The 23,967-nt window shown below is 53.1% G+C and carries 20 protein-coding genes; 1 reads left to right on the top strand and 19 read right to left on the bottom strand.

Going from position 1 to position 23,967, the window contains the following annotated elements; genetic code table 11:
- Window positions 1-11: 11 nt before the first annotated feature.
- The 19 genes from MKY74_RS20630 to MKY74_RS20540 all read right to left on the bottom strand — a co-directional run bounded on the left by MKY74_RS20630 (window position 12) and on the right by MKY74_RS20540 (window position 22,920).
- The gene (locus tag MKY74_RS20630) at window positions 12-2,324 is read right to left on the bottom strand and encodes a beta-L-arabinofuranosidase domain-containing protein (RefSeq protein WP_076165507.1); all 2,313 of its coding nucleotides are present in this window, start codon (window positions 2,322-2,324) and stop codon (window positions 12-14) included.
- 1 nt (window position 2,325) lies between these two features.
- Window positions 2,326-3,573 (bottom strand): NAD(P)/FAD-dependent oxidoreductase, encoded by a 1,248-nt coding sequence (locus MKY74_RS20625; RefSeq protein ID WP_076165510.1) that lies wholly within the window; start codon window positions 3,571-3,573, stop codon window positions 2,326-2,328.
- Window positions 3,570-3,902: a 2Fe-2S iron-sulfur cluster-binding protein gene (locus MKY74_RS20620; protein WP_076165512.1), complete on the bottom strand. Its 333-nt coding sequence runs from the start codon at window positions 3,900-3,902 to the stop codon at window positions 3,570-3,572. Before MKY74_RS20620 ends, MKY74_RS20625 begins: the two co-directional genes overlap by 4 nt.
- Window positions 3,902-4,174, bottom strand: a complete 273-nt coding sequence (locus MKY74_RS20615) for a (2Fe-2S)-binding protein (RefSeq protein WP_076165514.1) — start codon at window positions 4,172-4,174, stop codon at window positions 3,902-3,904. Before MKY74_RS20615 ends, MKY74_RS20620 begins: the two co-directional genes overlap by 1 nt.
- Window positions 4,175-4,184: 10 nt before the next feature.
- Complete coding sequence (locus tag MKY74_RS20610) at window positions 4,185-5,624, bottom strand: aldehyde dehydrogenase family protein (protein ID WP_076165516.1); 1,440 nt, start codon at window positions 5,622-5,624, stop codon at window positions 4,185-4,187.
- Window positions 5,625-5,652: 28 nt separating this feature from the next.
- A complete protein-coding gene (locus MKY74_RS20605; RefSeq protein ID WP_076165518.1) occupies window positions 5,653-6,552 on the bottom strand; it encodes a dihydrodipicolinate synthase family protein in 900 nt (299 codons plus the stop codon).
- A 43-nt stretch (window positions 6,553-6,595) separates the two neighbouring features.
- Entirely contained in the window at window positions 6,596-7,594 is a 999-nt protein-coding gene (locus tag MKY74_RS20600; RefSeq protein WP_076165519.1) for a proline racemase family protein, read from the bottom strand.
- Window positions 7,595-7,621: 27 nt separating this feature from the next.
- Window positions 7,622-8,623 (bottom strand): proline racemase family protein, encoded by a 1,002-nt coding sequence (locus MKY74_RS20595; protein ID WP_076165521.1) that lies wholly within the window; start codon window positions 8,621-8,623, stop codon window positions 7,622-7,624.
- The gene (locus MKY74_RS20590) at window positions 8,620-9,816 is read right to left on the bottom strand and encodes an NAD(P)/FAD-dependent oxidoreductase (RefSeq protein WP_076169291.1); all 1,197 of its coding nucleotides are present in this window, start codon (window positions 9,814-9,816) and stop codon (window positions 8,620-8,622) included. Before MKY74_RS20590 ends, MKY74_RS20595 begins: the two co-directional genes overlap by 4 nt.
- Before the next feature lie 22 nt (window positions 9,817-9,838).
- Window positions 9,839-10,909, bottom strand: coding sequence for a M24 family metallopeptidase (locus MKY74_RS20585; RefSeq protein WP_076165523.1), 1,071 nt, complete (start codon window positions 10,907-10,909; stop codon window positions 9,839-9,841).
- Window positions 10,910-11,036: 127 nt separating this feature from the next.
- Window positions 11,037-11,867 (bottom strand): carbohydrate ABC transporter permease, encoded by an 831-nt coding sequence (locus MKY74_RS20580; RefSeq protein ID WP_076165525.1) that lies wholly within the window; start codon window positions 11,865-11,867, stop codon window positions 11,037-11,039.
- Window positions 11,868-11,872: 5 nt separating this feature from the next.
- Complete coding sequence (locus MKY74_RS20575) at window positions 11,873-12,763, bottom strand: carbohydrate ABC transporter permease (protein WP_076165527.1); 891 nt, start codon at window positions 12,761-12,763, stop codon at window positions 11,873-11,875.
- Window positions 12,764-12,802: 39 nt separating this feature from the next.
- Window positions 12,803-14,182 carry an ABC transporter substrate-binding protein gene (locus tag MKY74_RS20570; RefSeq protein ID WP_076165529.1) on the bottom strand — a complete coding sequence of 460 codons (1,380 nt, stop codon included), beginning with the start codon at window positions 14,180-14,182 and terminating at the stop codon, window positions 12,803-12,805.
- A 112-nt stretch (window positions 14,183-14,294) separates the two neighbouring features.
- Complete coding sequence (locus MKY74_RS20565) at window positions 14,295-16,085, bottom strand: cache domain-containing sensor histidine kinase (RefSeq protein ID WP_076165531.1); 1,791 nt, start codon at window positions 16,083-16,085, stop codon at window positions 14,295-14,297.
- Between the two features lie 32 nt (window positions 16,086-16,117).
- A complete protein-coding gene (locus MKY74_RS20560) occupies window positions 16,118-17,641 on the bottom strand; it encodes a response regulator transcription factor (RefSeq protein ID WP_076165533.1) in 1,524 nt (507 codons plus the stop codon).
- Window positions 17,642-17,799: 158 nt separating this feature from the next.
- Window positions 17,800-18,345 carry a helix-turn-helix domain-containing protein gene (locus MKY74_RS20555; RefSeq protein WP_076165536.1) on the bottom strand — a complete coding sequence of 182 codons (546 nt, stop codon included), beginning with the start codon at window positions 18,343-18,345 and terminating at the stop codon, window positions 17,800-17,802.
- 245 nt (window positions 18,346-18,590) lie between these two features.
- Window positions 18,591-19,517, bottom strand: a complete 927-nt coding sequence (locus tag MKY74_RS20550; protein WP_076165538.1) for a VanZ family protein — start codon at window positions 19,515-19,517, stop codon at window positions 18,591-18,593.
- 241 nt (window positions 19,518-19,758) lie between these two features.
- Complete coding sequence (locus MKY74_RS20545) at window positions 19,759-20,616, bottom strand: SDR family oxidoreductase (RefSeq protein ID WP_076165540.1); 858 nt, start codon at window positions 20,614-20,616, stop codon at window positions 19,759-19,761.
- 171 nt (window positions 20,617-20,787) lie between these two features.
- Window positions 20,788-22,920 (bottom strand): GMC family oxidoreductase, encoded by a 2,133-nt coding sequence (locus MKY74_RS20540; protein WP_076165542.1) that lies wholly within the window; start codon window positions 22,918-22,920, stop codon window positions 20,788-20,790.
- 332 nt (window positions 22,921-23,252) lie between these two features.
- Here MKY74_RS20540 and MKY74_RS20535 point away from each other — a divergent pair, with 332 nt between their 5' ends.
- A complete protein-coding gene (locus tag MKY74_RS20535; protein ID WP_076165544.1) occupies window positions 23,253-23,864 on the top strand; it encodes a nitroreductase family protein in 612 nt (203 codons plus the stop codon).
- Window positions 23,865-23,967: the final 103 nt, after the last annotated feature.

Below are 23,967 nucleotides of genomic sequence, written 5' to 3'. Positions count from 1 at the left end.
ACTTTGTTTTATCACTGATCCATGGTTGAACCTTCGGCCAAGAAGTAAACGTGGTAGCTCTCGTTGTGGACATCTGCCAGCGGAATAAATGTTACATCGTCCTTTATATAGCGGAATTGGAGCCCTTGCGGTCCGGTTTCCTTGACGAATTGATTGTCCAGATCTCCTTCCTGAAGCGGAAGCCGCAGGTACTCTTTCGAGTCCGATACCGCAGCCAAAATATAAGGCCCGTAAGCAAGCGATACGCATTCTTTCCGGTCAGGAGCCGATTCCAGACGAATCCGGCAGTCGAGCCTCAAATAAATCACATCACCGTCCTTCCAATCCCGATCCAGGGACCAATAACCGTCTGGCCCCAGCATGTAATCGACCTGGCGGCCGTTGATCGCCACGACGCCGCCTTCCGGGCTCCAGTAAGGTCGGCGGATTTTCAAAATAAACCTACCATCACCCTGTATCCGCAGTGTAATCTGCCCCGGTTCATGCTTCTGCGCAGAAAGTGCTATGGTTATCCCCTGCTCCGCCCAATCCAAGGTGGAAGACACAAAGAGATTGACGAACAGCGACTGCTCATCGTAAAAATAGATCGCTTCAGGATACTTAAAATGATTTTCCAAGCCGGTGCCATGGCAGCAAGTGTTGCTTGTCGAATCGAATGACTTTCTGCCTCCTGGCTCTAGCGGCATGAAGTACGTGCTTCCTCCCGTTGGTTTGCTGTCGCCCGAAGCCAGGATATGATTAAACATCGTCCGTTCGTAATAATCCATATATTTCGCCGCAGGTTCATAGCCGAACAATTCCTTCGTCAGCTTTAACATATTATAGGAAGCGCAGGTTTCAGCGGTTTTATCGCTGAGGTATTCCCCGATCTTGCCCGCCTGCCGAAACATTTCGCCTTCACCCGTTCCTCCGATCGAATAGATGTGGGCATTCGTCACCGCATGCCAAAAGAAATGCGCGATCTCATAATATTTCTTCTCGCCGGTAGCCCGGAATATGTTCAGGGCACCGATAACCTGTGGTATATGCTGATTGGCGTGAAGCCCACCGAGCGCATCGATGCGCTCCAGCATCGGAACGAACAGCCGGTCATTGTCAAACCATTTAGCCGCCGCCAGATGGCTTGGTTTACGCGTCAATTGGTACAGCTCCGCAAGCGAATCGTTCATGCCGCCGAACTCGCCGGCGATGTACATGCTCCACATCGTTTTCAGCACGTGGTTGGGCAGCCTGCCTAATCGGTGATATACCCAGTCGCCGAGACGGCCGGCGATCCCGAGTGCGGTGTCGCTGTCAAGAAGACGATGAACGTCAAGCAATCCGGCGAGGATTTTATGCAGCGTATAATAAGGCGCCCAAATTTCCGGATATCTCGTAAATGATTCCAAGCGGTCAAATTGCTCCTCGGAGTAACCGCTCAGAAATCCCTCATGATAACCGGGTTTTGCAGAAAAAGCCTGCTGGCATTCCTCTAACGAGCCGATCATATATTCCGCCTTTTTTTTGATGTCTCTATCCCCTGTTGCCGCGTAGCAGAGTGCCAGGGCGGACAGGTAATGCCCTGTCGTATGTCCTCTGAGCAAACAATCCGGCGAATCCCAGCCGAGCATTTCCGGGGCATCCTTCGTATCCAATCCGGCAGCAGCCCGGAAATTATACAGCATCTGATCGTCATTGACGGATTTCAGAAATGCCAAGCTTCGGTTTTGTGCAGCCTGAAAGGCTGTTTCGCCGCCAAGCCGGACTGCACCTGGAGAAAAGCTTAGTACAGTCGGAAGCGGATCCATCTTTTCCTGTTCAATTTTGGCTTGAACCAAAATTTCCGCAGTGACCGGAATTTCCGTATCCTTGAGAAAGCCTCGTGCGGCTGCAGGTCCGGTTTCTTGAAACACGCGTTCTTCCCCGCCTACCCAATTCACAGCATGGGTTATGACCTCGTGCTCTTCGGTTTCAACCACCGCGACGGAAGGCAAATATACCACCTCACCGAGTTCAGCCCTCAGGGATATGGGATAAATCCGGGACACTTTGATGTTATTTTCTTCTTCCAAAATGGTCACATGATACACTTGTTCCTTTACGGTTTCTCCATGGCGGAACGTCGCAATAAGCGGAACGGTCCGTGTGCCGAGACCGTATTTTGGACGGGCCACCTTGCCGTCATCCTTGATGAACCGGCTGTCTCCCGACTGCCAGGAGATCTCCGATCCGTACTTTCCTTCCCTGGGCAGGTTGATGTCGAATTCGACTGTGCCGAGATTACCCAGATACAGGGCTTCCATGTCTTTTAAGACGATCATTTCGTCATCGTGATTGGAACTCATGTCATCCCTCCTTCTTTATCCCGTGCTTCTCCCTCTGAAACCTGCCCCACTTCCGGTAAAATTGATCCCTGGCCTCCTGGATGCCCGGCCGGAATTGAATGAGCGCGGAGGCGCGCACGCGTCGCACATCCTGCACGGCTTCCAGTACTTCGCGCTCATGATGTTGACCGGGAAGGCCAGTGTCACCGCAAATCGTGGCGGCCGCAAGGCGCCCTTGAGCCATGGCCACCAGCGCGCTCTCGATTCCGGTAATATTTCCGGCTACGTACAGCCCTTCCACCGGAGTCCGCATTTGCTCATCGTGAACCGGTACGTGGCCCCCCAGCTCTTCCGCATACACAAACGGACAGCCGGCTACCGACGCCAATTCGGCCAAAGGGTATAACCCTCCGGCAATCGCCACAAAATCAACAAGCTCCTCCCGCTGGCTTCCCGGAATAACGGCGCCTTCTCCGTTGACATCCGCAAGGGTGACCGATTGAACCTGGCTGCGCCCGTTAATGGATACGGCAACGGTTCGCAAACGTAAGGGGATTTCCCAAATCTTGATCCCGCTCCTTGGAATGAACCTCGATACGAAACCCGCCATCCCCAAAGCGTTTGCAGCTTTTCCTCCGATCCTCATCAGCGGTGACGGCGCCAAATGGGCCATCCCCATCAGTTCCTTCAGGCTCTCTTTTGGCGATGCTTCTTTGCCGGTTATCGGCCCAATCCTGGGCAGGACAATGCCTGCGATCGAAACGCCGCTCACCGACAGCTCGCGGGAGATCGCCATGGCGAGCACATTGACGCCTATGATCAAGCCTCGGCGTCCCGGTTTGACGTAATGGACATTGGCCATCACCTGTGCGGCGCCGATCGACATGACTCCCGGCAGCGTCCACCCCGGCAGGGGGTGGGGAATTTCAGCGCTGCCTGTGGCGAGCAGTACGTTCCTTGCCTGCATGGATCCTTCGGAGGTCTTCAGGACCCAAACGGCGCCGCTTCGCAGGATGCTGTGGACGGATACTCCGCACCGAATCTTTACTCCTAGCGCGGAGCACTTGTCGAGAAGCTGCTCGGCCACCTGTCTTCCGACCCACCAATGTCCTTTCTCCTCGTGAAACTGCCCTAACATGCGGCCTCCTGGTTCGGGAAATTCGTCCACCACGGCAACGCGGAGACCTCGGCTGGCAGCTTCCGCAGCCGCCGACAATCCTGCCGGACCGGCACCGACGATCAACAGATCAAAAGGAATCGCCTGCGTCATGGAAGCCTCCTCCCCGTAATCTCATTGGGAAGACGCTCCCCTTCCGAGATGCACATCCCCGCTTCCAAAGGAGTCAGGCAGGCTCTCACCGAACCTTTGCCCTGCACGTTCACCCGGCACTCCATGCAGTGGCCGATGGAGCAGTACAGACCGCGGGGGCTGCCCGACTCCTCATGCCGACGCAGTGTTCGTAGGCCCAAGGCGAGCAGCGCAGCCGCAATCGGCTCGCCTTTCAGCCCGGCCCATTTCTCCCCGTTAAACGTGAAATCTACGGGTTCCCGCTTTGTTTTCCTCGGTCCCAAGATCGGATGATTTTCAATTCTGTCCATTACACCTCTCCCTTCGCCAGCTGCCCGAACGTGACGGGACGGATCGGCGGACGGTAAGACAGCTGCTCCGCATCCCGGGGTAACTGCGGGTTCTTCATATGAACCCAGGCGTCGAGCATCTGTCTGCATACCCGGCCCTGGCAGGCTCCCATTGTCTCTCTCGTCTTCATTTTGATCTGCCTGGCTGTACAGCAGCCCGATTGGTAGGCTTGCTCCAATTGTTCCAAGGTCACTTCTTCACAACGGCAAACGATCAGGTTTGATGTACTCATAGCCGGCCTCCTACCAATACCGGATTGCGCAGGTTTTCAGCTCGGTATAAAAATCGAGCGCAGCTTGCCCCTGCTCGCGCGAATGTGAGCTCGACAGCTTCAAGCCGCCGAACGGGGATTGATATTCCACGCCCGCCGTTTCCTGGTTGACGCGGACCATTCCGGCCTGAGCCTCATCCAGGAAACGATGCGCATAAGCCAAATCCCGGGTAAACAACGAAGCGCTGAGTCCGTATAGAGATTGATTGCATAATGCGATCGCCTCGTCGAAATCGGCTGCCTTCATCATCACGGTAACCGGTCCGAAAATTTCTTCCTGAATCAATGGATGGCCTGGATCCACGCCGGCTGCTGCGATCGGCGGAATATAATATCCTTCTTCGTTCGCCTCGGCAGAGCGGCCTTCGGCTACGATTTCAGCCTGCTCCCGCGCAAGCTTCACATAGGACCTCACCGTTTCATACTGGCTTGCGGAAGCAACAGGTCCAAGATAGGCCGACGGATCCAGCGACGGAGCGAGCTTAATTCCGTCGATCGCCTTCTTCATCGCTTCAACAAAAGCGTCATAAATTCCGGATTCAATGATGATTCGGCTGGTTGCCGTACATTTCTGGCCGGCCGAACGATACGCGCCGCTCACAATCATCGGGACCGTCTTCTCCAGGTCGGCGTCATTCAGGATCACCGCCGCATTCTTTCCGCCCATTTCGGTCTGATACTTGATGTTTCGTTTCGCACAAATTTGGGCGATGCGGGTTCCTGTCGCCGTGGAGCCAGTAAAGCTTACGGCGTCGAGGGAAATCTGCTCCAGAAGGGCGTCGCCGATCCTGCTTCCTTTGCCGACCACCAGGTTCAGGACGCCTGGCGGAAGAGCTGCTGCCGCAAAAACTTCGCACAGCAGGGTGGCGGTCAAAGAGGCGTTTTCCGCTGGCTTCCAGACCACCGTATTGCCGCAAATGAGCGCAGGTGCGATTTTCCATAAAGGGATCGCCACCGGGAAATTCCATGGCGTAATGACACCTACCACGCCCAAAGGAACCTTCTTCGTATGCTGGAGCACGTTCGGCTCGCTTGCGGGGATGACCACTCCGTTAGAGCGGACGCCTTCCGCCGCATAATACCGAAGCAGGTTGACTCCCCGGATGACTTCGCCTTGCATTTCGGTAATTGGCTTCCCCATTTCCATGCTGGCGAGGCGGGCGACATCCGCGGAGGCGGACTCGAGCGCTGCCGCCATGCGATACAAATACTCACTTCGGGCGGCACCGGTCAAACGGGACCAGGAACGATATGCGGCTCGGGCTGCCTGCTCCGCCTGAACGATATGCGATGCATCCGACAGATGAAGCACCCCGATCTCCTCATGAATGTTGGACGGGTTCTTCACGGCCAGCTCATCCGACGCGGGGGTGATCCACTCTCCGCCAATCCAATTTCGGCTGTGTACCATACGCTAACCCTCCTTTTTCAATCTCTTCTTATGAGCTCTTCGCTTCACCGGCAGCATGACGGTTAACGGCATGCTCAAATGCCCTTTGAATCGCTTCATACTCAGCTTCCGGAAGCGGAAGGCGCGGAGGTCTGGTCGGACCAACCGGGAATCCGCCAAGCTCCATCATGTACTTGATCGACTGCACTAACTGGGGACTCGCATCATAATGGAACAATGGGAGCAGGCGGCGGTACAGCGTGGTCGCTTCCTGAACCTTCCCTTGTCTCGCCAGATTAAAAAGCTCCACGCCTTCCTTAGGCAGCGCGTTTGGCACCCCGGAAATCCAGCCCACGGCCCCCATCAGCGGACCTTCCATGGCTAAGTCGTCGACGCCGATCATCACATCCAGATCGGTATATTCGAGGATGTCATGCACCCTGCGGATATCGCCCGAAAACTCCTTCACCGCCACGAGATGCTCCAGTCTCGAAAGCTTGGCGAGCAGCTGCGGTGTCAAATCGACCTTATAATCATGCGGATTATTGTAGGCGATCATCGGCAGGCCGACTTCATTCAGCGCTTCATAATGGGCAATGACCTCATGCTCCAGTGGACGATACTGGATCGGCGGGAGGGCCATAACGCCTGCAGCGCCCGAATCCTTCGCATGCCGGACCCACTCCGCGGCTTGCCTCGTGGATGGAGCGGCTGAACCGACGACAACCGGTACGCGTCCCGCCGCGGCTTCTATGACGGTATGAACGACCTTTGCCCGCTCCTCATTCGTCAACGTGGCATATTCCCCTAGCGATCCTGTCGGAACCAAACCGTTGACGCCCTGCGTGATGAGCCAGTCACATAGCTCAGTTAGACGCTTGTAGTCCACATCAAATGTGGCCGTAAACGGTGTGACGATCGCCACATAAACCCCTTCAAATTTTGGCATATCAAGCTGTCTCCTCTCATGGTTCAAGTTGATATTCGTAAGGCTAATTCAGTACGAACCCATCCGGTAGCGGATCGTCCGGATCCAATACGAAATTCATAAAACCAAGTACATAGGCGGTTCCCGTCAACTGAGGAATGACGGTTTTATTGCCGGCCAGCAGGCCGTCCCCGGCGATGCTTCCTATGACCTGAACCCCGCTGATCCCTTGATACACGGCCTGCTGTCCGGGTTCGAGCCGTCCGCGGGAGCCAAGGACCGCCAAATGAGCGCATACTCCGGCACCGCCCGGCGACCGGTCAAGCTGCTCTCCGGCAAAGACGCATGCGCTGCGGAAGGACAGACGATCACGCTCATCCCGCCGATAAAAAAACACGCCGTGAATACCGGTTATCCAATCCAGCTGCGGATGCTGAAGTTCAAGCCGCCTTTCAGCTTCACTGCGGATCATAACTGCCCATTCCCTAAGCTGATGGGGCTCTAAGGACGTCGCTGCGAACTCGCTCATATCCACCACGGCATAAAATTCCCCACTGAAAGCGACGTCCACCCGGATTTCCCTTCCCTGGATCGTTACGGGAAATTGCTCCGTATACACATAACTGGGTACATTCCGAAACGACACCGACCTAACCTCGTCCCCCTCCATATCAGCGATCACCCGGACGGTTCCCGCCGGACAATCGATCAATATACCCGCTGCCGCATCGGACGGGGCAATCTGCCCCGTCGCGGTCCAAGCCGTGACCGCGGCGAAGATTCCGTGCCCGCTGACGGATGCAAGACCATGCTGGTTCAGGAACAGCAAACCGAATCGTGCTTCCGGCGTCACCGGCGCTGTAACGATGGCACCGGTCATTGCGTAGTGGCCGCGCGGCTCCGACATCAGCAGCTTCCTTGCGTCATCCTCATGCCGCTGGAAAAATACAGCCTTGTCGCGCATCGTCGAACCGGCCAATGGCGGCAGGCCGCCCGTAATGATCCGCAGCGGCTGTCCGCAGGAATGCACATCGATCGCCGCATACCATTTTTTTGTTTCCATCGTGCTGGCCCCCCGTCGTAGTGATGTTTAGAGCAGGAAGAAACCAGACTTCAGTTCATCCCGTTCCTGAAGAATAAATTGGTGAAAGCCCATCACCCAAGCCGAACCGGAAATCTGCGGAATCACGGCCGGCAGATGGCCGACCGTCGTATCTTCCAGAACACGGGCGCGAAACATCGAACCCACGATGCTCTCATGGACGAATTCCTCTCCGATTGCTAGTTCGCCCTTCGCACGCAGCACAGCTACTTTGGCGGATGTGCCCGTTCCGCAGGGGGAGCGGTCAATCCCCCCGGGAGGGACGACGACCGTATTCCGGCAGTGGGCGACTGGCGACACCGGATCGCTGTAGAACTCGATATGGGTTAGTCCACGAATGACGGGAATTTCGGGATGTACAATTTCAAAGCTGTCATTCACCGCGTCGCGGATCCGGACGGCGGTGCGGACGATCTCGGAAGCCCGCTGGGGAACCAGCGGCAAATGCAGGGATCGGGCATCGACGAGCCCGTAAAAATTGCCGCCGTAGGCCAGATCCAAGGAGACCTCTCCAAGGTCGCCGATCTGCACCCGAACATCCTGCTTGTAGAGAAAAGACGGAATGTTCGTAAAGGTGACCTGTCGTACCTTTCCTCTCTCGATCTCGAGCCTGGCTTCCACAAGGCCGGCCGGCGTGTCGAGCCGGATGATGTCCTTAGTTGCCGGATAATATCCCGTCTCGATCAGCGCCGTGCACAGCCCAATCGTATCGTGACCGCACATCGGCAAATACCCGCCGGTTTCGATAAACACCACCCCAATGTCGGCCTTCTCATCGCATGGCGGAGTCAAAATGCAGCCGGACATGACCTCGTGCCCGCGGGGCTCGAACATAAGCGCTTGGCGGAAATCGTCATGATGCTCGGACATGTAGACCATCTTCTCGGTCATCGTTTTCCCGAAGAGCTCTGGAGCTCCGGACATGACGGTCCGGGTCGGATTCCCGCCGGTATGCGTGTCGATCGTGGTGACCATCTTGGACCATCTCATCGAATCACCTCCTGGGGGTGCGGCATGTTACGGAAGCGGTCATACCGAAGACGGTCCACCGGAATGCAGGTCGCCGCCCCGCTCAGCATTTCGCTGATCACCTTCCCGGTTACGGCGGCCAGGCTGATCCCATCCCCTTCATGCCCCGCTGCCACATAGAATCCGGGGACTTCGTCGATTGCGGAAACAATCGGCAGATGATCAGCCGTCCACGGCCTCAGTCCCGCATAGGTTCTCAGGAGCGGAATCTGTTCCAGCACGGGAAAAAAACGAATGGCTCTTTCCGCAATCAAGCTGATGACCTGCTGATCTACGCCGCTGTCCATCCCGACAAATTGGCGGCTGGAGCCAATCAGGAAGTTTTGCGAAGCGGTAGGCTCGAAGACGAGCGCAACGCCATATTGATCGAATTTAGGGTCCACGGTACGGGTGCCGCCGAATTTACTCATCAAATATCCGAACTCCATCACCTTCCGTTTCCCAATGTTCGCCCATCGGGATGCGACAAGAATGTGTCCTTTGCGGGGTTCGATCGGAATATCGATGCCCACCATCCGTCCGATATGCTTTGCCCATACCCCGGCCGCATTAATGACGATGCTCGTGCGGATTCTGCCCTCTGAGGTTTCAACGGCGCGTACTTTCCTTCCCTCGTCAAGCTGAATGCCGGTGACGAGCGTATGGGTTCGAAGCCTTGCCCCATAGCGCCGGGCTGTGGACGCCAGCGAGTAGGTCAGCAGCACCGGATTGACCGTTGAATCCGTCGCACATTCCAATCCGCCTGGCAGGTCTTCGGCCATGTATGGCCATTCGTCCCTTAGATCCTTTTGATCAAGCATGCGGAAGGGCAGGCCGGCTTCACGCTGGCGTGCGACCCAGGATTCGGCAGCGATCATTTCTTCGTCCGACTCACAGACCAGAATGCTTCCGGGAGCCCTGTATTCGAACTCCTCATCGAGATCCCGTACCCACTCCTTGACCAATTCCTGCGACTTCAGTGACATCTGGCTGTCGAAGCCCGGATCCTTGTCGATGGCGAGGATGTTTCCGTCGCATTTGGAAGAAGTACCGCCGGCGATTTCCCCCTGTTCCACGACGATTACGTCCATGCCGGCTTTCGCGGTATAGTAGGCAATGGACATGCCGATGATCCCTCCCCCGATGATGACAACTTCTGCGGTTTCATCACGCATGGATGCAATCACTTCTTTCGTTTTATAGGACAATCAGCTCTTTGTTTGATTTCGTCAGCACTTCAATCCCGGTGTCCGTCACGAGAATGTCATCCTCAATGCGGACGCCTCCAAAGCCGGGCAAATAGATGCCGGGTTCCACGGTCAAAACCATGCCGGGCTCCAGCAAATCCTCCGTTTTTTCGGAAAGGCGCATCAGTTCATGGATCTCCAGCCCAAATGCATGACCGAGCCCGTGTCCAAAATACTCCCCATACCCATAGCCGACAATGCAGTCTCTAGCCAAAGCGTCCCCTTCCTTTCCGGTCATCCCCGGCTTTAAGCCTTCCAAGGTCTTTCGATTGGCTTCAAGCACAATCCGGTAAATCTCTTGATGCCGCTCCGTCGGATCACCAATAAAAACCGTCCGCGTCAGATCGGAACAATAACCCTCGTAGCTCGCGCCGAAATCGAGCGTCACAAATTCGTCCCTTTCCAGCGGCTTGGAGCTGGCCAGACCATGCGGCAGCGCCGAACGGACACCGGAAGCCACGATCGTCGGGTACGCGGACGAGACGGCTCCGTTTTTGCGCATAAAGTATTCAAGCTCCGTGGCAACCTCCAATTCGGTAACGCCCGGCTTCATGTAGCCCAGGATGTGCTCAAAGGCCAAGTCTGTAATTTCGATCGCCTTTCGAATGTGCTCCTGCTCCCGCTTATCTTTGATTCCGCGCAGCTTTTCCACAATATTTTGCGTCGGGATCAGTTCAAAGCCCTGAAAGGTTTCAATATAGGTTTGATATGACTCGTAAGTGAGATGATTTTGCTCAAAGCCGAGCTTCCGCACTCCTGCAGCACTCAGCTTCTCCCGGATCATTTCAAGCGGCTGGCCCGTATGCTGTTCAACCTGGTATTCTTTGGCCTGTTCCGCCGCTTGACGGGTATAACGAAAGTCGGTGATCAGCAAGGCTTGATTTTTCGTAATGGCGACAAAGCCGGCTGTACCCGTAAATCCGGTCACATATCTGCGGTTATACGGGCTTGAAATCAAGAGTCCATCAATACCTTGACGCTCAAGCTCTTCCCTTACCTTGGTGAGGCGCTGTGCTTCCATGTTAGGTTCACGCTCCTTATTCATCCTCGCAGCTGCAAAGGATGCAATGGTTTCTTGATAATCAATCTAATGTAACGAGATTCAACCCTGTTGAATGACGGCTGCACAAATCTGCAAATTTGCTTCCTTATCCTTTCATGCCAGTCAGCGTAATCCCCTCGATAAAATACCGCTGGCCGATGAAAAACACGATAATGACCGGCAGGATGACCACGGTGGAGGCTGCCATAAGCAGATGCCACTGCGCGCTGTGAAGCGACTGGAACATTTGCAGTCCAAGGGCCAGCGTAAACTTGCTTTCTTCGTTCAAGTACACAAGCGGTCCCATGAAATCGTTCCACGAGTTCATGAACGAGAATAAGCCGATGACGATCAGAGGCGGTTTGGATAATGGGATGATGATCCGCCAGAAAATCGTCCATGGGCCCGCACCATCCACATAAGCCGCTTCATCGAGATCTCTCGGGATGCCGGCATAAAACTGTCGCAGCAAAAAGATGTCGAATGCGGAACCGAACCAAACCGGCAATATCAAAGGTACGTAAGTGTTAATCAGGTCTGCAAGCCTCCACCCGATAAAGGTGGGTATCAGCGTGACCGCGCCGGGAAGCATCATGCTGGCGAGCAGCAGTCCAAAGAAAAACTTCTTCCCCGGCCAGTCAAGCCTTGCGTAGCTGTATGCCCCGAGCGAGCTGCTGATGAGCGCTCCGATCAGACAGCTGGCGGTAATGGTCAAGGTGTTCCGAAAAAAACGGAGAAAATCGATGGTCGTCAGCGCCTCCGCATAGTTCTGAAACTTAAACGGCGAGGGAATCCATTTGGGCGGCATCTCGAAAATCTGCATGGATGACATCATGGAGCTGCGCACTAACCAGAACAATGGCAGCAAACAGAAAACACTCCCCAGGATGAGAATGGCGTATACGATGATCTGCGAGACCCGGCGGCTTTTCCTCATGGGCGCTACACCTCACTTTCGTAAAATACCCAGGACTTGGATGTCCGGAAAAAGATCGCCGTGACGATCAGGATGATGATAAAGAGGATCCAGGCGATGGCTGAGGCCTGCCCCATTTCGCCGAACTGAAAAGCTTGACGGTAAATATAGTAGTTGTAGAACAAGCTGGCGTTATTCGGTCCTCCCTGCGTCATAATTAAGGCTTCCGTGAATACTTGGAAAGCCCCGATCGACCCCATGATCAGGTTGAAGAAAATGATCGGCGTCATCATCGGAATGGTGATATGGCGGAACTTCCGGACCGCCCCTGCCCCATCCACGATGGCCGCTTCATACAGGGATCTGGGTACACCCTGGAGGCCGGCCAGGAAAATAATGATCGTGCTCCCCATTCCCCACAGGCTCATGATCACAATGGAAGGAACCACCGTATTTTCAGAGTACAGCCAATTTAGGGTAGGCAGGTTCAGCGCTTCCAGGAAGCTGTTGAACAGCCCTAGGTCCGGGCTGAACAGCCAGATCCAGATCATCGAGGACGCAACAGCAGGCACGATCGCCGGCAGATAGAAGATCGTGCGGAACACCGATTTGCCGCGGATAAATTCCATGTTCAGCAGGAAAGCGGCGATAAATGAGACGATCAGTCCGAGCGGAACGCGGAGAATGACGTATTTAAAGGTCACCCACAGCGAATTGTAAAAATAAGGATCCGTTCCGTCGAAAAGCCGCTTATAATTCGTAAACCCGATGAATTTGGGCGTATTCACGATCCGGTAATCCGTAAAGCTGAGCAACAAGCTGGTGAGCATGGGCAGAACGACAAACAGCATAATACCAAAGATGCTGGGCAGGGCGAAGAGAATGCCCGCCACGGCGATACGGCGTTTGTGCAGCATTGGAATCCCTCCTTTCTGGATCGGTTCGTTCGGACGGGGTTATTTGCCGTAATAGCCTTCAATCAGCGGCTGTACTTTAGGTTCGATCTCTTTCAGTGCTTCCTCCGCTGACTTCTTGCCGGTCCATACCAAGTCAAGGGCAGGGGTCACCAGCGCATTGATTTTATCCAGGTTCTTCACTTCAAAGCCCGGGGTCCGGATGCCGTTTTCAATCGTCTGTTTCATGTAAGCATCTGTGTATCCCTCCGGGTGAGCCTTGTTCCCCGACGCCCATTTATTGATGAGGTCCGGATTCGTATACCACTCTTTCTTGAGCGGCATCCACAAGCCGCCTTCGATCAGCGGCAGCACCGATTCTGGATCCGCCATGTACTTATACAGCATCCATGCCTCTTTCGGATGCTTGGTCGATTTGAAAATGACCGTCGGCGCGCCGTCCAGCAGCGTATTGCTTTTCATTAATTTAGGCAGGACACCGACGCCAAGATTGAAATCCTGTTCTGCAAAAGCCTGAAGCGCCCAGTTGCCGGATACGGTCATGGCGACCTTCTTGGTTTGGAGCGCCATGTCAGGCAGGCTCTTGGTCTGCAGCGGAGTCGGCGATACGTGGTGCACATACATCAAGTCCGCCAGCTTTTGAATCGCGTCGATCGCCTCCGGCTTCGCCAGGCCGAATCCCTTTCCGTCTTCCGTCAGGAAATTGCCGCCGTTCGAGACCACCGCAGCCATCATGTTGTACGGGTCGTATTGGAGGCCGAACTGCTTGATCTTATTCGGATTAAAATTAGGGTCGAGCGCATTTCGTCCCTGATCGTCCAAGGTCAGCTTCTTTGCGTACTGAATGAACGTGTCCCAGTCCCATGCCTTATCTGCCTGCGTGGGAGGAAGCTCCACACCTGCTTCAAGAAGCATATCCTTGTTGTACATGAGTCCGTAACCTTCTACAGCCGTACTCATGCCGATCGTATTGCCCGGTTCGATTTCATACCAAACTTGATCCAGGTAATCTTCCTTTTTGAATTCCTTGTCCTCCTCGATCAGCGGAGCCAGGTTCAGAAGCTTCCCGTCTTTCCCCCAGCTTAATGCCGCTCCGGATGATAAATATCCGAGGTCGGGTGCGACATTGCCTGCGACCATTGTCGTCAGTTTCGTCAAATAGTCCGCCGGAATGTGCATAGGCTCCACCTGAATCCCGGTTTTCTGCTCAAAGCTTTCGAGCGCTTCCGTGACCGTCTTCTTTTCGATCGTGTCTCCCCAGAAAGCAAACTTTAGCGTGACCTTTTCTTCCCCGTTGCCCCCATCCTTGGTGCCACCTTCACTTTGGACTGATCCTCCGCTGCCCGAACAGCCCGAAAGGGAAACGGTTATAGCCAGTAAAGCGGGTAAGGCGCACCCAGCGAGAAATTTGGAAATCCTCATTCTTTTACCCTCCAATCACATGGAATTGATGTTTGTAAATTCATTGTAAAAAGGCGGAGGTTCAAAGAAAATTCGAACATTTTTGGAATGGTGGACAATTTTTATGTGTTGTTCATTTCGGCAGTTTGATGATGACGGTTGTCCCCTTGCGTTCTTCTGAGGTTACGGTCACGCCGTAGGAATCACCGTAGATGAGTTTGATTCGCAGATCAACGTTGCGGATGCCGATGGAGCGGCTCTCTTCCCGTGTCAAACCAGCCAATCTGTGATGCGGGATGCCGATTCCGTTATCCTCTACCATGAAGATCCGCTCGTCCCCAATAAGCCGCCCCCGGATCACAATCTTTCCACCGCTGTGCAGGCGGGCGAAGCCATGAACGATGGCGTTCTCAACAAAGGGCTGCAGGAACAGCTTCGGGACTTTGAAGGCATACAGCTCAGGCGAGATGTCATAGGTTACCGTGAATTTGCCTTCAAACCGCTGCTCGGTAATCGAAAAATAATGCCTCAACCAATTCAGGTCTTCCTCCAGATCGCCGATGTCCTGATTGCTTGCGGAAGTATACTGCAGCATGGAAGACAGGCTGACGATCATGGCACTCAATTCGTTTTGCTCGTTTTCGAGCGCCGTCCAGTTCATGATGTTGAGCGTGTTATACAGAAAATGCGGATTCAGCTGAATGTTCAGAGACATAATCTGGGTTTCTTTTTCTCTCAGCTTCACCTTATAATTCTCTTCGATCAGGTTGTTGATTTTAACATTCATTTGATTGTACTTGTGGATGAGCAGTCCCATCTCGTTATAGGATTTGACCGGGATGCGGGTATCGAATTCCCCTTCTCCTGTTTTTTTGATCGCTCGAAGCAGCTGTTGAATGGGCTTGGTGATGGAGTTGGCCAGAAAAAATGCCAAGAGAAGCGAGAGCAGCAGAAGGATCAGCGTCAAATAGAACGTGTACGACTTCACCTCCGGCAAAAAGGCGCTGCCGAGCGCCTCCGGCGAGATCGTGACACCGGAAATCCAGCCGGTCACATCGGAAGTGTCGAAGCATACGATGAGCGGTTTACCGTTTCTTGTGATCGTGAGAGTGCCGCTTTTCATCCCCGCCATTCTTTTCAATGAGGTTTCATCCATCGTGGAATCCTTTTCCTGCGAATCGGCTACCCTCTGACCGTCCCGGCTCATGATAAAAAAAGAAGCCCCGGTGGATGGGAGCACGCTGGCGAAGCGGGAACGGTAATAATCGGGCTGATAGGTAATAACCAGCACGGGAAGCTCGGCTGCACCCTGCAGCTCGATCACCTCCCCGTTATTGATCCGAAACAATTTTAGCAGACGGACGCCGGCCAGAAGCTGAACGTTCTCAGAGGGCACGGGAGAACCATCATCCCGATGAAACATGTCACCGAACGAAAACGTCGGGACCCAAGCCATTCCCCCATCCGCTTGTACGGCAGCCTGATACAGGGCTGTTTGGTTAAACCCTTCATAAGGGATGAAGGTCGTAGCACCGGTTGGCCCGATGTCTGAATAGCTGGTGATTAAGTGGATCGAGTACATGTGCTTCAAGTCTGGAAAATATGTATTCAGCGCCCGGCTTACCTTTTTCTCCATCGTGAACATTTGGTATTCGTCTTTCGGGTCGGCGGTGAGGTATTGTTCGTACAGAACCTGCTCCGCGATCAAAGCGAGGCTGCTGTCTTCGACCCTGGCGAGCTCGGCGTCCATAATTTCGTTGTTCTGCTTCACAATGGAGTACAGGTTCTGTCTGGCAAAGTCGGAAATAAACCCGCTGCTCGACACAAAATATCTATAGCTAAGTATCATTAGGGGAATTGTGACGATGAGGGCATAGGATAACATCAGCTTGGTTCGATAGCTCAGATCCTGAAATCGCGGCATCCATCGGCGGCTTCTCAATGAACATCCCTTCCTTATATGCGGGTAGCGGATAAATGGCGGTATTCATCCGGACTTGTGCCGTACTCCTTCCGAAACAGCCGGATAAAATATTTCACGTCCCTGTAGCCCACGTTCTCGGCCACTTGATAAACTTTCTGGGAGGTATGCAGCAGCTGGCTGGCCGCCGCCCTCATTCGGATATGGGTGATGTATTGGTGGATGGTCATACGGGTGTGGTTTTTAAACAGAATACAAAAATACGAAGGGTTAAAATGAAACTTCACGGCCAGCGTGCTCAGGGACAAATCCTCCTCACCATAGTTGGCTTCAATATAGGCTTTGCAGCTGTCCACCACGGTCTCACTTTTACACTGTCTCCGTTGGTCTATATGATTGGCCATATCTAGAGCCCATTGGCACGATGTCTCCCGTAATTCGTCCATGCGGCTGCAGCGCATCAGTGCTCCTTCAAAAACGGCATCGGGAGTGTGAGAGAGCCCCTTCTCCTTCAAAATTGAAGTGACATGGTGGATCGAGGCGGCGACGGAATACTTCAACCTGGAAGGATCGGGATAACCCTGGGCCAATGTACGATCCAGTTCAGTCATAAGACACGCATGAATGCCATCCTTTTTGCCGGATAGAATCGCTTTGGCCAGTTTGCCTGCATCTAAATGGATGATCGCGGACGGGTCTTTAGGGTTCTGTTGGTCAGACTTATACAATTTCCCCGGCCCGTCGTAAAATAAGCTTTGAAGTGCAATTCGGGCCTGCTGATTAGATGAATGTGCTTCTTGCCCCCACTCCGTAAAATACTTGCCAAAGCCAAATGTTAGTTCCCTCTCATGGTCATTTCGAAAATGATCGATCAGTTCCTGCAGTTGCGCTTCAAGCGCATAGATGATGTCAAAAGATACGTCGGCGCTAAGGATCACCCCCGTCAACCATTGATCCGTAACGTAAAAGGCATGGGCAAGTCCGGCTTCCTCCATGATGTGGGCAAGCATGCGTTTAAGCAGGGACAACATCCGCTTCCGGTCCGCTCCGCTTGTGTGGATCACGGCACCCAGCGAGATTCCGCGTCTCCAGCCTGAAAAGGACCTCTGCAGCAAAGTGATGTCTGTTTCGGCAGGACTTCCCTCGAGCAGTTCGGACAAAGCCGATTCGATGGTCGCCTCACGCAGGGCTCCCGCCTTATGTTCGGCTTTCTGAAGGAGAGGCGTAACCTTCTGGGCTTCCACCGGCTTGAGCAGGTAATCGCTTGCCCCGAGCTGCAGCGCGCGCTGTGCATAGGCGAAATCCGAGTATGCGCTCAAAATTACCACGCTTTCGCTCCCCCCGCGGCGGGTCAAATGTTCCACGAATTCGAGTCCGTCCATGATCGGCATCTGGATATCGGTAAATACCAAATCGATCGGATGGAGCTCCATCCTTTCCAGCGCTTCCGCACCATCCCGGGCATTAAAGATGTGATACTCTGGCTTCAGATTTTTCAGCATCCGCGACAACCCTTGTCTGTGCTTTGGTTCGTCGTCAACGACTAAGACGTTCAGCATATCCAATCCCCCTTGCGTATGAATGGTACAAAAAATGCCCATCCGGGTTTCAAGTAAATTGAAGGTGATGGCGCTGCCAACCGTTTACAAGAATCCTGTATGAGCATGTTACAACAAGGACAGACATCAACTTACCGGGCATTGTCGGTTAGACGGACTCAAGCTTTGGAATCCGAACAGAAAACCGACAAGTACTTTACTTCATCCGTGATGGGCGTATATTTATGATTTTCGTAGGAGTCGAAATACAGGCTGTCGCCGGCATGCAGTGTATAAGCTTCCTGGCCGACATAATAAATCATGGTCCCTTCGAGCACATAAATGAATTCCTGCCCGACATGGGAGACCGTCCGCTTCTCCGTCTTCCCTTTTTTCGCTACAAAATAAAAGGGCTGCATCAACTTCTCGGGCCGCTCGGCCGCGATGGCCGAGAACGAATATCCTTTCTCCGACGTGACCATCTTATCCAGGGTCCCCGACATTGTGGTATACACCGTCCCGTTTTGGTCGCTGTCATCAAGCAAGATGGATATTTTGGTTCCAAGCGCCTCGGCGATTTTGATCAGCGTGCCGATGGGCGGCACCGTTTTTCCGTTTTCGATTTTGGACAGCAGGCTTTTGGTAAAGCCGCAGGCATGAGCGATTTCGTCCAGGGTCCGATTTTGGTCCTTGCGAATTTTTCGGATCTTACTCCCCAATTCCATCAGATTGATCTCCTAAATAGAATGAAATTCAACTTAGTTTAATAAAATGAAACAATATTTAATGACGATTGTCAATAAAATTTTCCAATGTATTCAGCATTTTAGCTGTGTGCGAAAGGACGGAAAACCACCATTTACAGCAAAAAAACAAGGAATCTCCGCAGCAAGGACACTCCCTGTTCTCGATAATTAATCACATAAATGATTAATATAATGAATCATAAACTTTCGCGCTTCAACAAGCACTAATTCCAGAAATACTTCATTTCCCTGTAACCGAGATCCCACAATCTCGCATTTCCCTTAACGGTGATCGTTAGTTTATTCGCTTTCTCAATTGGAATTTCGTACGTTTCAGCAGTTCCCTCTTGATAGGTTGGTGCTTCTGTCAGCAGAAGCTGCTGCCCATCGACCGAAATCGCAAGTGTTCCTCCCAGCTTCCCCGTTGCTCCATACTTGAAGTAGAGGATGATATCTCTTCCCCTTAGTTCAGAGGTGTAAACTGCTGCAGTTTGCTCTTTGAAACTGAACACATTGTACTGAGGCAGCACCTGTTCGCGGCCCAACTCAAAACGATATGGTGCTGTGTGTTGAACTGTATTTCCACTGGCGTCCTTCACTTCGTTGATTGCAATGAACGGTCCTTCTTTTTTTGTCAGCGCCGTTTCGATAACTTCGCAGCAGCCCCATACGGCAGCGAAAATGAACAATGCGGAAAATCCGGAAATCACAAGCTGCTTCTTTATCGTTTTTGCGTTTGATCCTAATTTGTAAGCCGCGTATCCGATGGAAGCCCCTATTGAATTCTGAATCGCGTCGTTGATATCGCCGCTGCCCAGATAAGAGAGCATCTGCACCGTTTCGACCACCATGATGGACAAAAAGAACAATGTAATAAATCGAACGTAGCGCATGGGAAACAACATCGGAATCAAAAAGCCGAAAGGAATAAATGCAGCGAAGTTGCCAAAACCAAACAGAGCCATTAAGGAAAATCGAAACAAATCAGTCAAATCCGGTACATGATAAAAATCAAGGGGCGTAAAAATAAATTCGTACTCTGTAATCTGGTGCGATGCCCCGATTCTACCAAAAGCAAAAAACATAAAGTACAAAATGAGGACTGTATAAAGGATGGTGATGATCAGGATAACCTTGCGATTCTTTGCCATAAATTCTGCTCCCTATTGCGAAATGAGTGGATATCTCATGCAATTTTATCCCAAGATTCATACTTCTCCTAGGGTTCATTCTTACACCAAACTTACACGGTTGTCATGTAAGGGAACATTGGGACGCGGCAAAAAGAAGGGCATCAGGTGAACCCTCATCCGTTGCCCTTCTTGAATGTTACCTAGGACCAGCAGTTCGCAGTGGACACGAACACTTCAAGCGGCTGTCTACCAGTTTTGCCTAGGCTTGCAAAGCTTTTGTTATAAGTTCTTTAAGCGTCGTCTGATGTCCGATCAATTGATGTAAATCGTCGGTCGTTTTCTCCATAGTTCCTTCTGCAACAGTGTTATAGATAAAGGCCGTCGTTTGAGCTAAAGATTCCGATAAGCCTGCTTGAACGAGCATGGCCTTCTCTTCGTCGAAGGAAACCTTTTGATGGATGATGTGCTTACCTGAAACTTCGGAGAGAATTTCCGCCAACTCATCGAAACTCCATGGACGATTGGAAACCAGCGTGTATTCCTTGTTTTCGTGTCCTTCCCCGGTCAGTACCGTCGCGGCAGCAAGTGCCAGATCGCTGCGGCTGACCGCATTCAATCTCCCTGTGCCTGTGTTGGTGAAGATCGCCCCGCGTTCTACATTTTCTTGAAGGTGGTCATTGATGAAAAACTCCGCATATCCGCCATTTCGTAAAAAGGTATATGGAATACGGGTCGCGCGGATAGCATATTCGGTCGCCATATGAACGAGTGCAAACGGATTTTCCTCGGCAAAAGCGAAGCTGGTGTAGGCAATATGCCTGATCCCCGCATCTCTGGCGGCTTTGATTACATTGGCATGCTGAACGATCCGCAGCGGATCATCGGTATCCGGACTGGATACAAACAGCAGTTTGATCCCGCCTGCAAAAGCTGCGCGAAGCGTTTCCGGATCGTTGTAATCGCCTTGGCGGACTTCCAGCCCTGCCTCCGTCAGCGAAGCAGCTTGATCCAGATTTCGAACGACTGCAATGATCTGGCTTTCCGGAATCTTTTTCAGTAAATGGTCTATAACGAGCCCGCCTAAGTTTCCCGTGGCTCCTGTGATAACCAGCTTCATCCGATGTGCTTCCTTTCAGAAAGGTATTGTGCGTGAGGAATCATTTCGATTCCATATACAATCATCCTACCACAATCAAATGGTAATAAAAGGTTATAACCGAACTTTCCTCACGCCAATTGATGGAGGGTTATCTCACTAACATTCTGGTATTTACAGCTGATAACCGTTTTAGCCATGCTTCACGATGTTTTCCGAAGTGCGGAATGCCAAAGCTAGAATCGTCAGTACCGGATTCACTCCACCGTTGGTTACATGCACGGATCCGTCGCTCACCCACAGGTTGTCGTAACCGTGTACGCGTCCCATCGGATCGGTGACCGAAGTGGCGGGATCATCCCCCATCCGAAGCGTGCCTGCCTGATGCTGTCCGCCGCTAAGCCCGGTTCCCGGAGTTGTTCGCCAAACCTGGCGCGCACCGGCAGCCCAGAGCCACTTCTCGGCCTGTTCGCCCAGCATCGCTGCCGCCCGAAGCGACTCCGGATGAACCTGGCCCGAGAGCTGGGCGACTGGCATACCGAAACGGTCCTTGACCGTTCGTGAGAGACGTACTCTCGATTCCGACGTCGGGATCTCTTGAATCGGTCCCTGGATCTGGCTGGTGCGCAAATAGCTGTCACGCATCACTTCTTTGCCTGCCAGCCCCCATCTCGGAGCGTCTGGAGCAAGTGCCCTGTACCAATGAATAAGGGGAAGCCGGGTAAATTCGTTGGCAAGCAGTCCGCCACCGATCACGCCGCCGCCATTGTCATGGGCGAAGCGAAGCGTAGCGATGCTGACACCAGGGCCCAGACCGTCCTGGATCGGATCGTCCATGAGACCGTACGCGCCCGTGTAGACATGCCCCTGCAGATTCCGGCCGACTTGGCCGGAACGGTTGCCGATGCCGTCCGGCTCTGCATCGGTAGCCGAGTTCAGCAGCAAACGCGCGCTTTCGATCGCGCCGGCAGCTACGATGACTTGACCGGCTGCCACCAGTTGACGCCGGATCTTCCCGCCTGCTTCCTGCACCAGCCTTACCCCGGTGGCCCGCTTCCCGCCTTCCGTCTCAATCCGCTCCACCATCGTATCGCAGATGATATCGCAGTTACCGGAGGCGGCCGCCCGGACGAGCATCGTGTTATGTCCCCCGTTTTTGCTGTTGGTTGGACAAGCGAAGCCAACGCATTGGCCGCACTGTCCGCATGCCGGCCTGCCGTCCCGTTCGACCGAGTTGATCAGCAGCGGGACCGATCCGGCGTCCCATCCCAAACGGGCTGCCGCTTCCGCCAGCCGCCGCGCTTCCGTCGTCAAGGGCATCGCCGGCATCGGGTAAGGCCGGCTTCGCTTGGCATGCCCGGTGTGGGCGTTCCCGTCACCGGATACGCCCACCTCCCATTCGGCCCTCACATAATAAGGTTCCAGATCCTCGTACGAGATCGGCCAGTCGCTAAGGGAGCTCCCGTCCGGGATGCCGTAGTGGCTTGCCATGCGAAAATCCTCCGGATGGAACCGCCAGGCCTGAGCGCCGTACACCCGCGTACCGCCGCCAACCGTCATGGCATTGTTGTGGTAATCTCCTTCATGCGGAGCTGTGATTCTCTCTTCCCCAGCCTCAGCAAGAAACGTACGCGGACTGCCCTCCAGATCAGGTCCGGTGTTGTGGCCGAATTTGCTCAGCCGGTGGTTGCGCAAATGGTCCCGGCCTACCTGGTCGTACCGAAGCCAACGGCCCCGTTCGATGACGAGAACGCGCATGCCCGACTCAGCCAGCACCGCCGCCGCTACCGATCCGCCCGCCCCGGCTCCGATCACGACGGCATCGTAGCGGTCTTGAAGCTGATCTAGTGTTCGTAAAGGCAAATCGGCTTCGATTGGCGATCCCTGCTGGCCGGATACCGGACCCGGCCGAAAACCGATCATTTCCCATGATTTACCCTCGCGATTCCCGCCGGATTCAGGATTTCCATAATAGCCTTCGACGACAAGCTCCAACAATGCGTTGAAGAACATTGCGGACGAAACAGGCCAATCGCGGACCCGGTCATGCTGGACATCCTGCAGCAATCCATCCTGTTGTTCCTCGGACATTTCTGAAAATGCGTGCCCATACCGGGCCAATGCTTCCGACTCGAGTGCGCGGAGGCCGGGTTCGATCAGCTTGTTCCAAGCTGAAGGATCCTCATCCGCCCTACGTTCCATATAGACGAGTGCTCCTCCGTTGGCCGCAGACGGCCATTCATTTTCCGGGATAAACCGGTTAGAAACCGCTTCCAATATAGAATGCCACTCGACTAACCGGGATGTTTGATCGTTCTGATTCATTTGCTGCCACCTTTCTTCTCGTTCGGATATTCGCTTCTTGTTTTTTCGATACATTCGTAGAGACTACAATTGTTCTTCATGCAAAATTGCCGGTTCACCGTAACCGTTCTCACTATAAGAGATGCATCTAGAATTCTCTTTATTCGTCTCTAAACCCTGCTTGCGGCCATGGTCATTCTGTAAATATACCTAATCATCCATTAAAGATTTTGATTTGACTATATCCAAGTTAAATCATATATTTAATTATATTTAATTAGTAAGTACGTAAGTTTAAGTAAGCAGCAATGACAACACTGCAAATATTTATTTAAAAAGGAGAGAAATCGCATATGAGCAACGTTCAATCCATCGTCAATGAAATTTTGCCGGAGGTGCAAGGACAGCGCAAATCCGAATACCCGGTAAGCCCGCTATTTCTAAATCGCTGGTCTACACGGGCTTTTTCCACCCGTAAAGTCAGTGATCAGGACCTTTATACCATCCTTGAAGCCGCACATTGGGCTCCTTCTTCTTATAATGATCAGCCTTGGCGCTTTATCGTCGCTAAAACCGAAGAGCAGCTCAGCACATTTCATTCATTTTTAAACGAATTCAATTTAACATGGGCATCCAGTGCGCCAGTTCTCATTGTTGTCGCTTCCGACAAGCTTAGAGAAAACGGCGACCCGAACGGTGCGCACGCTTTTGATGCCGGCGCAGCCTGGGCTTCCTTGGCGATTCAAGCGACGATCCTCGGTCTGCATACGCATGCCATCGGCGGTTTTGACCGCAATAAAGCCCGTGACATATTGAACGTACCGGATCACATCGAGCTTCACGCCGTGATTGCTCTCGGCTACCTGGGCGATAAATCCGTACTTCCGGAAGCAATCCAGCAGCGCGAAGTGCCAAATGACCGCCGCCCGCTGAACGAACTTGTTTTTGAAGGGAAATTCGAGTAAAGTAAGCCGCTCCATCGCATCTATTTAACCATTATGTATACCACCTATTTAAAAAGCTGGCCGATCTTGGCCAGCTTTTGTTGTGCTGCATTTAGTCCCGCGA

The sequence above is a fragment of the Paenibacillus sp. FSL R5-0378 genome, from assembly GCF_038009285.1.
GTDB lineage: Bacteria > Bacillota > Bacilli > Paenibacillales > Paenibacillaceae > Paenibacillus_AQ > Paenibacillus_AQ favisporus.
The sequence above is the reverse complement of the archived record's forward strand: the minus strand, read 5'-3'. Positions and strand labels throughout refer to the sequence as shown.

What these genes read in the sequence shown, in the direction of transcription:
- MKY74_RS20555 (WP_076165536.1), bottom strand. Translation starts at nt 18,345, where the DNA reads ATGGAATTGGGGAGTAAGATCCGAAAAATTCGCAAGGACCAAAATCGG.
- MKY74_RS20615 (WP_076165514.1), bottom strand. Translation starts at nt 4,174, where the DNA reads ATGAGTACATCAAACCTGATCGTTTGCCGTTGTGAAGAAGTGACCTTG.
- MKY74_RS20545 (WP_076165540.1), bottom strand. Translation starts at nt 20,616, where the DNA reads ATGAAGCTGGTTATCACAGGAGCCACGGGAAACTTAGGCGGGCTCGTT.
- MKY74_RS20585 (WP_076165523.1), bottom strand. Translation starts at nt 10,909, where the DNA reads ATGGAAGCACAGCGCCTCACCAAGGTAAGGGAAGAGCTTGAGCGTCAA.
- MKY74_RS20565 (WP_076165531.1), bottom strand. Translation starts at nt 16,085, where the DNA reads ATGCCGCGATTTCAGGATCTGAGCTATCGAACCAAGCTGATGTTATCC.
- MKY74_RS20560 (WP_076165533.1), bottom strand. Translation starts at nt 17,641, where the DNA reads ATGCTGAACGTCTTAGTCGTTGACGACGAACCAAAGCACAGACAAGGG.
- MKY74_RS20540 (WP_076165542.1), bottom strand. Translation starts at nt 22,920, where the DNA reads ATGAATCAGAACGATCAAACATCCCGGTTAGTCGAGTGGCATTCTATA.
- MKY74_RS20575 (WP_076165527.1), bottom strand. Translation starts at nt 12,763, where the DNA reads ATGCTGCACAAACGCCGTATCGCCGTGGCGGGCATTCTCTTCGCCCTG.
- MKY74_RS20630 (WP_076165507.1), bottom strand. Translation starts at nt 2,324, where the DNA reads ATGAGTTCCAATCACGATGACGAAATGATCGTCTTAAAAGACATGGAA.
- MKY74_RS20595 (WP_076165521.1), bottom strand. Translation starts at nt 8,623, where the DNA reads ATGAGATGGTCCAAGATGGTCACCACGATCGACACGCATACCGGCGGG.
- MKY74_RS20570 (WP_076165529.1), bottom strand. Translation starts at nt 14,182, where the DNA reads ATGAGGATTTCCAAATTTCTCGCTGGGTGCGCCTTACCCGCTTTACTG.
- MKY74_RS20600 (WP_076165519.1), bottom strand. Translation starts at nt 7,594, where the DNA reads ATGGAAACAAAAAAATGGTATGCGGCGATCGATGTGCATTCCTGCGGA.
- MKY74_RS20625 (WP_076165510.1), bottom strand. Translation starts at nt 3,573, where the DNA reads ATGACGCAGGCGATTCCTTTTGATCTGTTGATCGTCGGTGCCGGTCCG.
- MKY74_RS20610 (WP_076165516.1), bottom strand. Translation starts at nt 5,624, where the DNA reads ATGGTACACAGCCGAAATTGGATTGGCGGAGAGTGGATCACCCCCGCG.
- MKY74_RS20550 (WP_076165538.1), bottom strand. Translation starts at nt 19,517, where the DNA reads ATGGCAAAGAATCGCAAGGTTATCCTGATCATCACCATCCTTTATACA.
- MKY74_RS20590 (WP_076169291.1), bottom strand. Translation starts at nt 9,816, where the DNA reads ATGCGTGATGAAACCGCAGAAGTTGTCATCATCGGGGGAGGGATCATC.
- MKY74_RS20535 (WP_076165544.1), top strand. Translation starts at nt 23,253, where the DNA reads ATGAGCAACGTTCAATCCATCGTCAATGAAATTTTGCCGGAGGTGCAA.
- MKY74_RS20605 (WP_076165518.1), bottom strand. Translation starts at nt 6,552, where the DNA reads ATGCCAAAATTTGAAGGGGTTTATGTGGCGATCGTCACACCGTTTACG.
- MKY74_RS20620 (WP_076165512.1), bottom strand. Translation starts at nt 3,902, where the DNA reads ATGGACAGAATTGAAAATCATCCGATCTTGGGACCGAGGAAAACAAAG.
- MKY74_RS20580 (WP_076165525.1), bottom strand. Translation starts at nt 11,867, where the DNA reads ATGAGGAAAAGCCGCCGGGTCTCGCAGATCATCGTATACGCCATTCTC.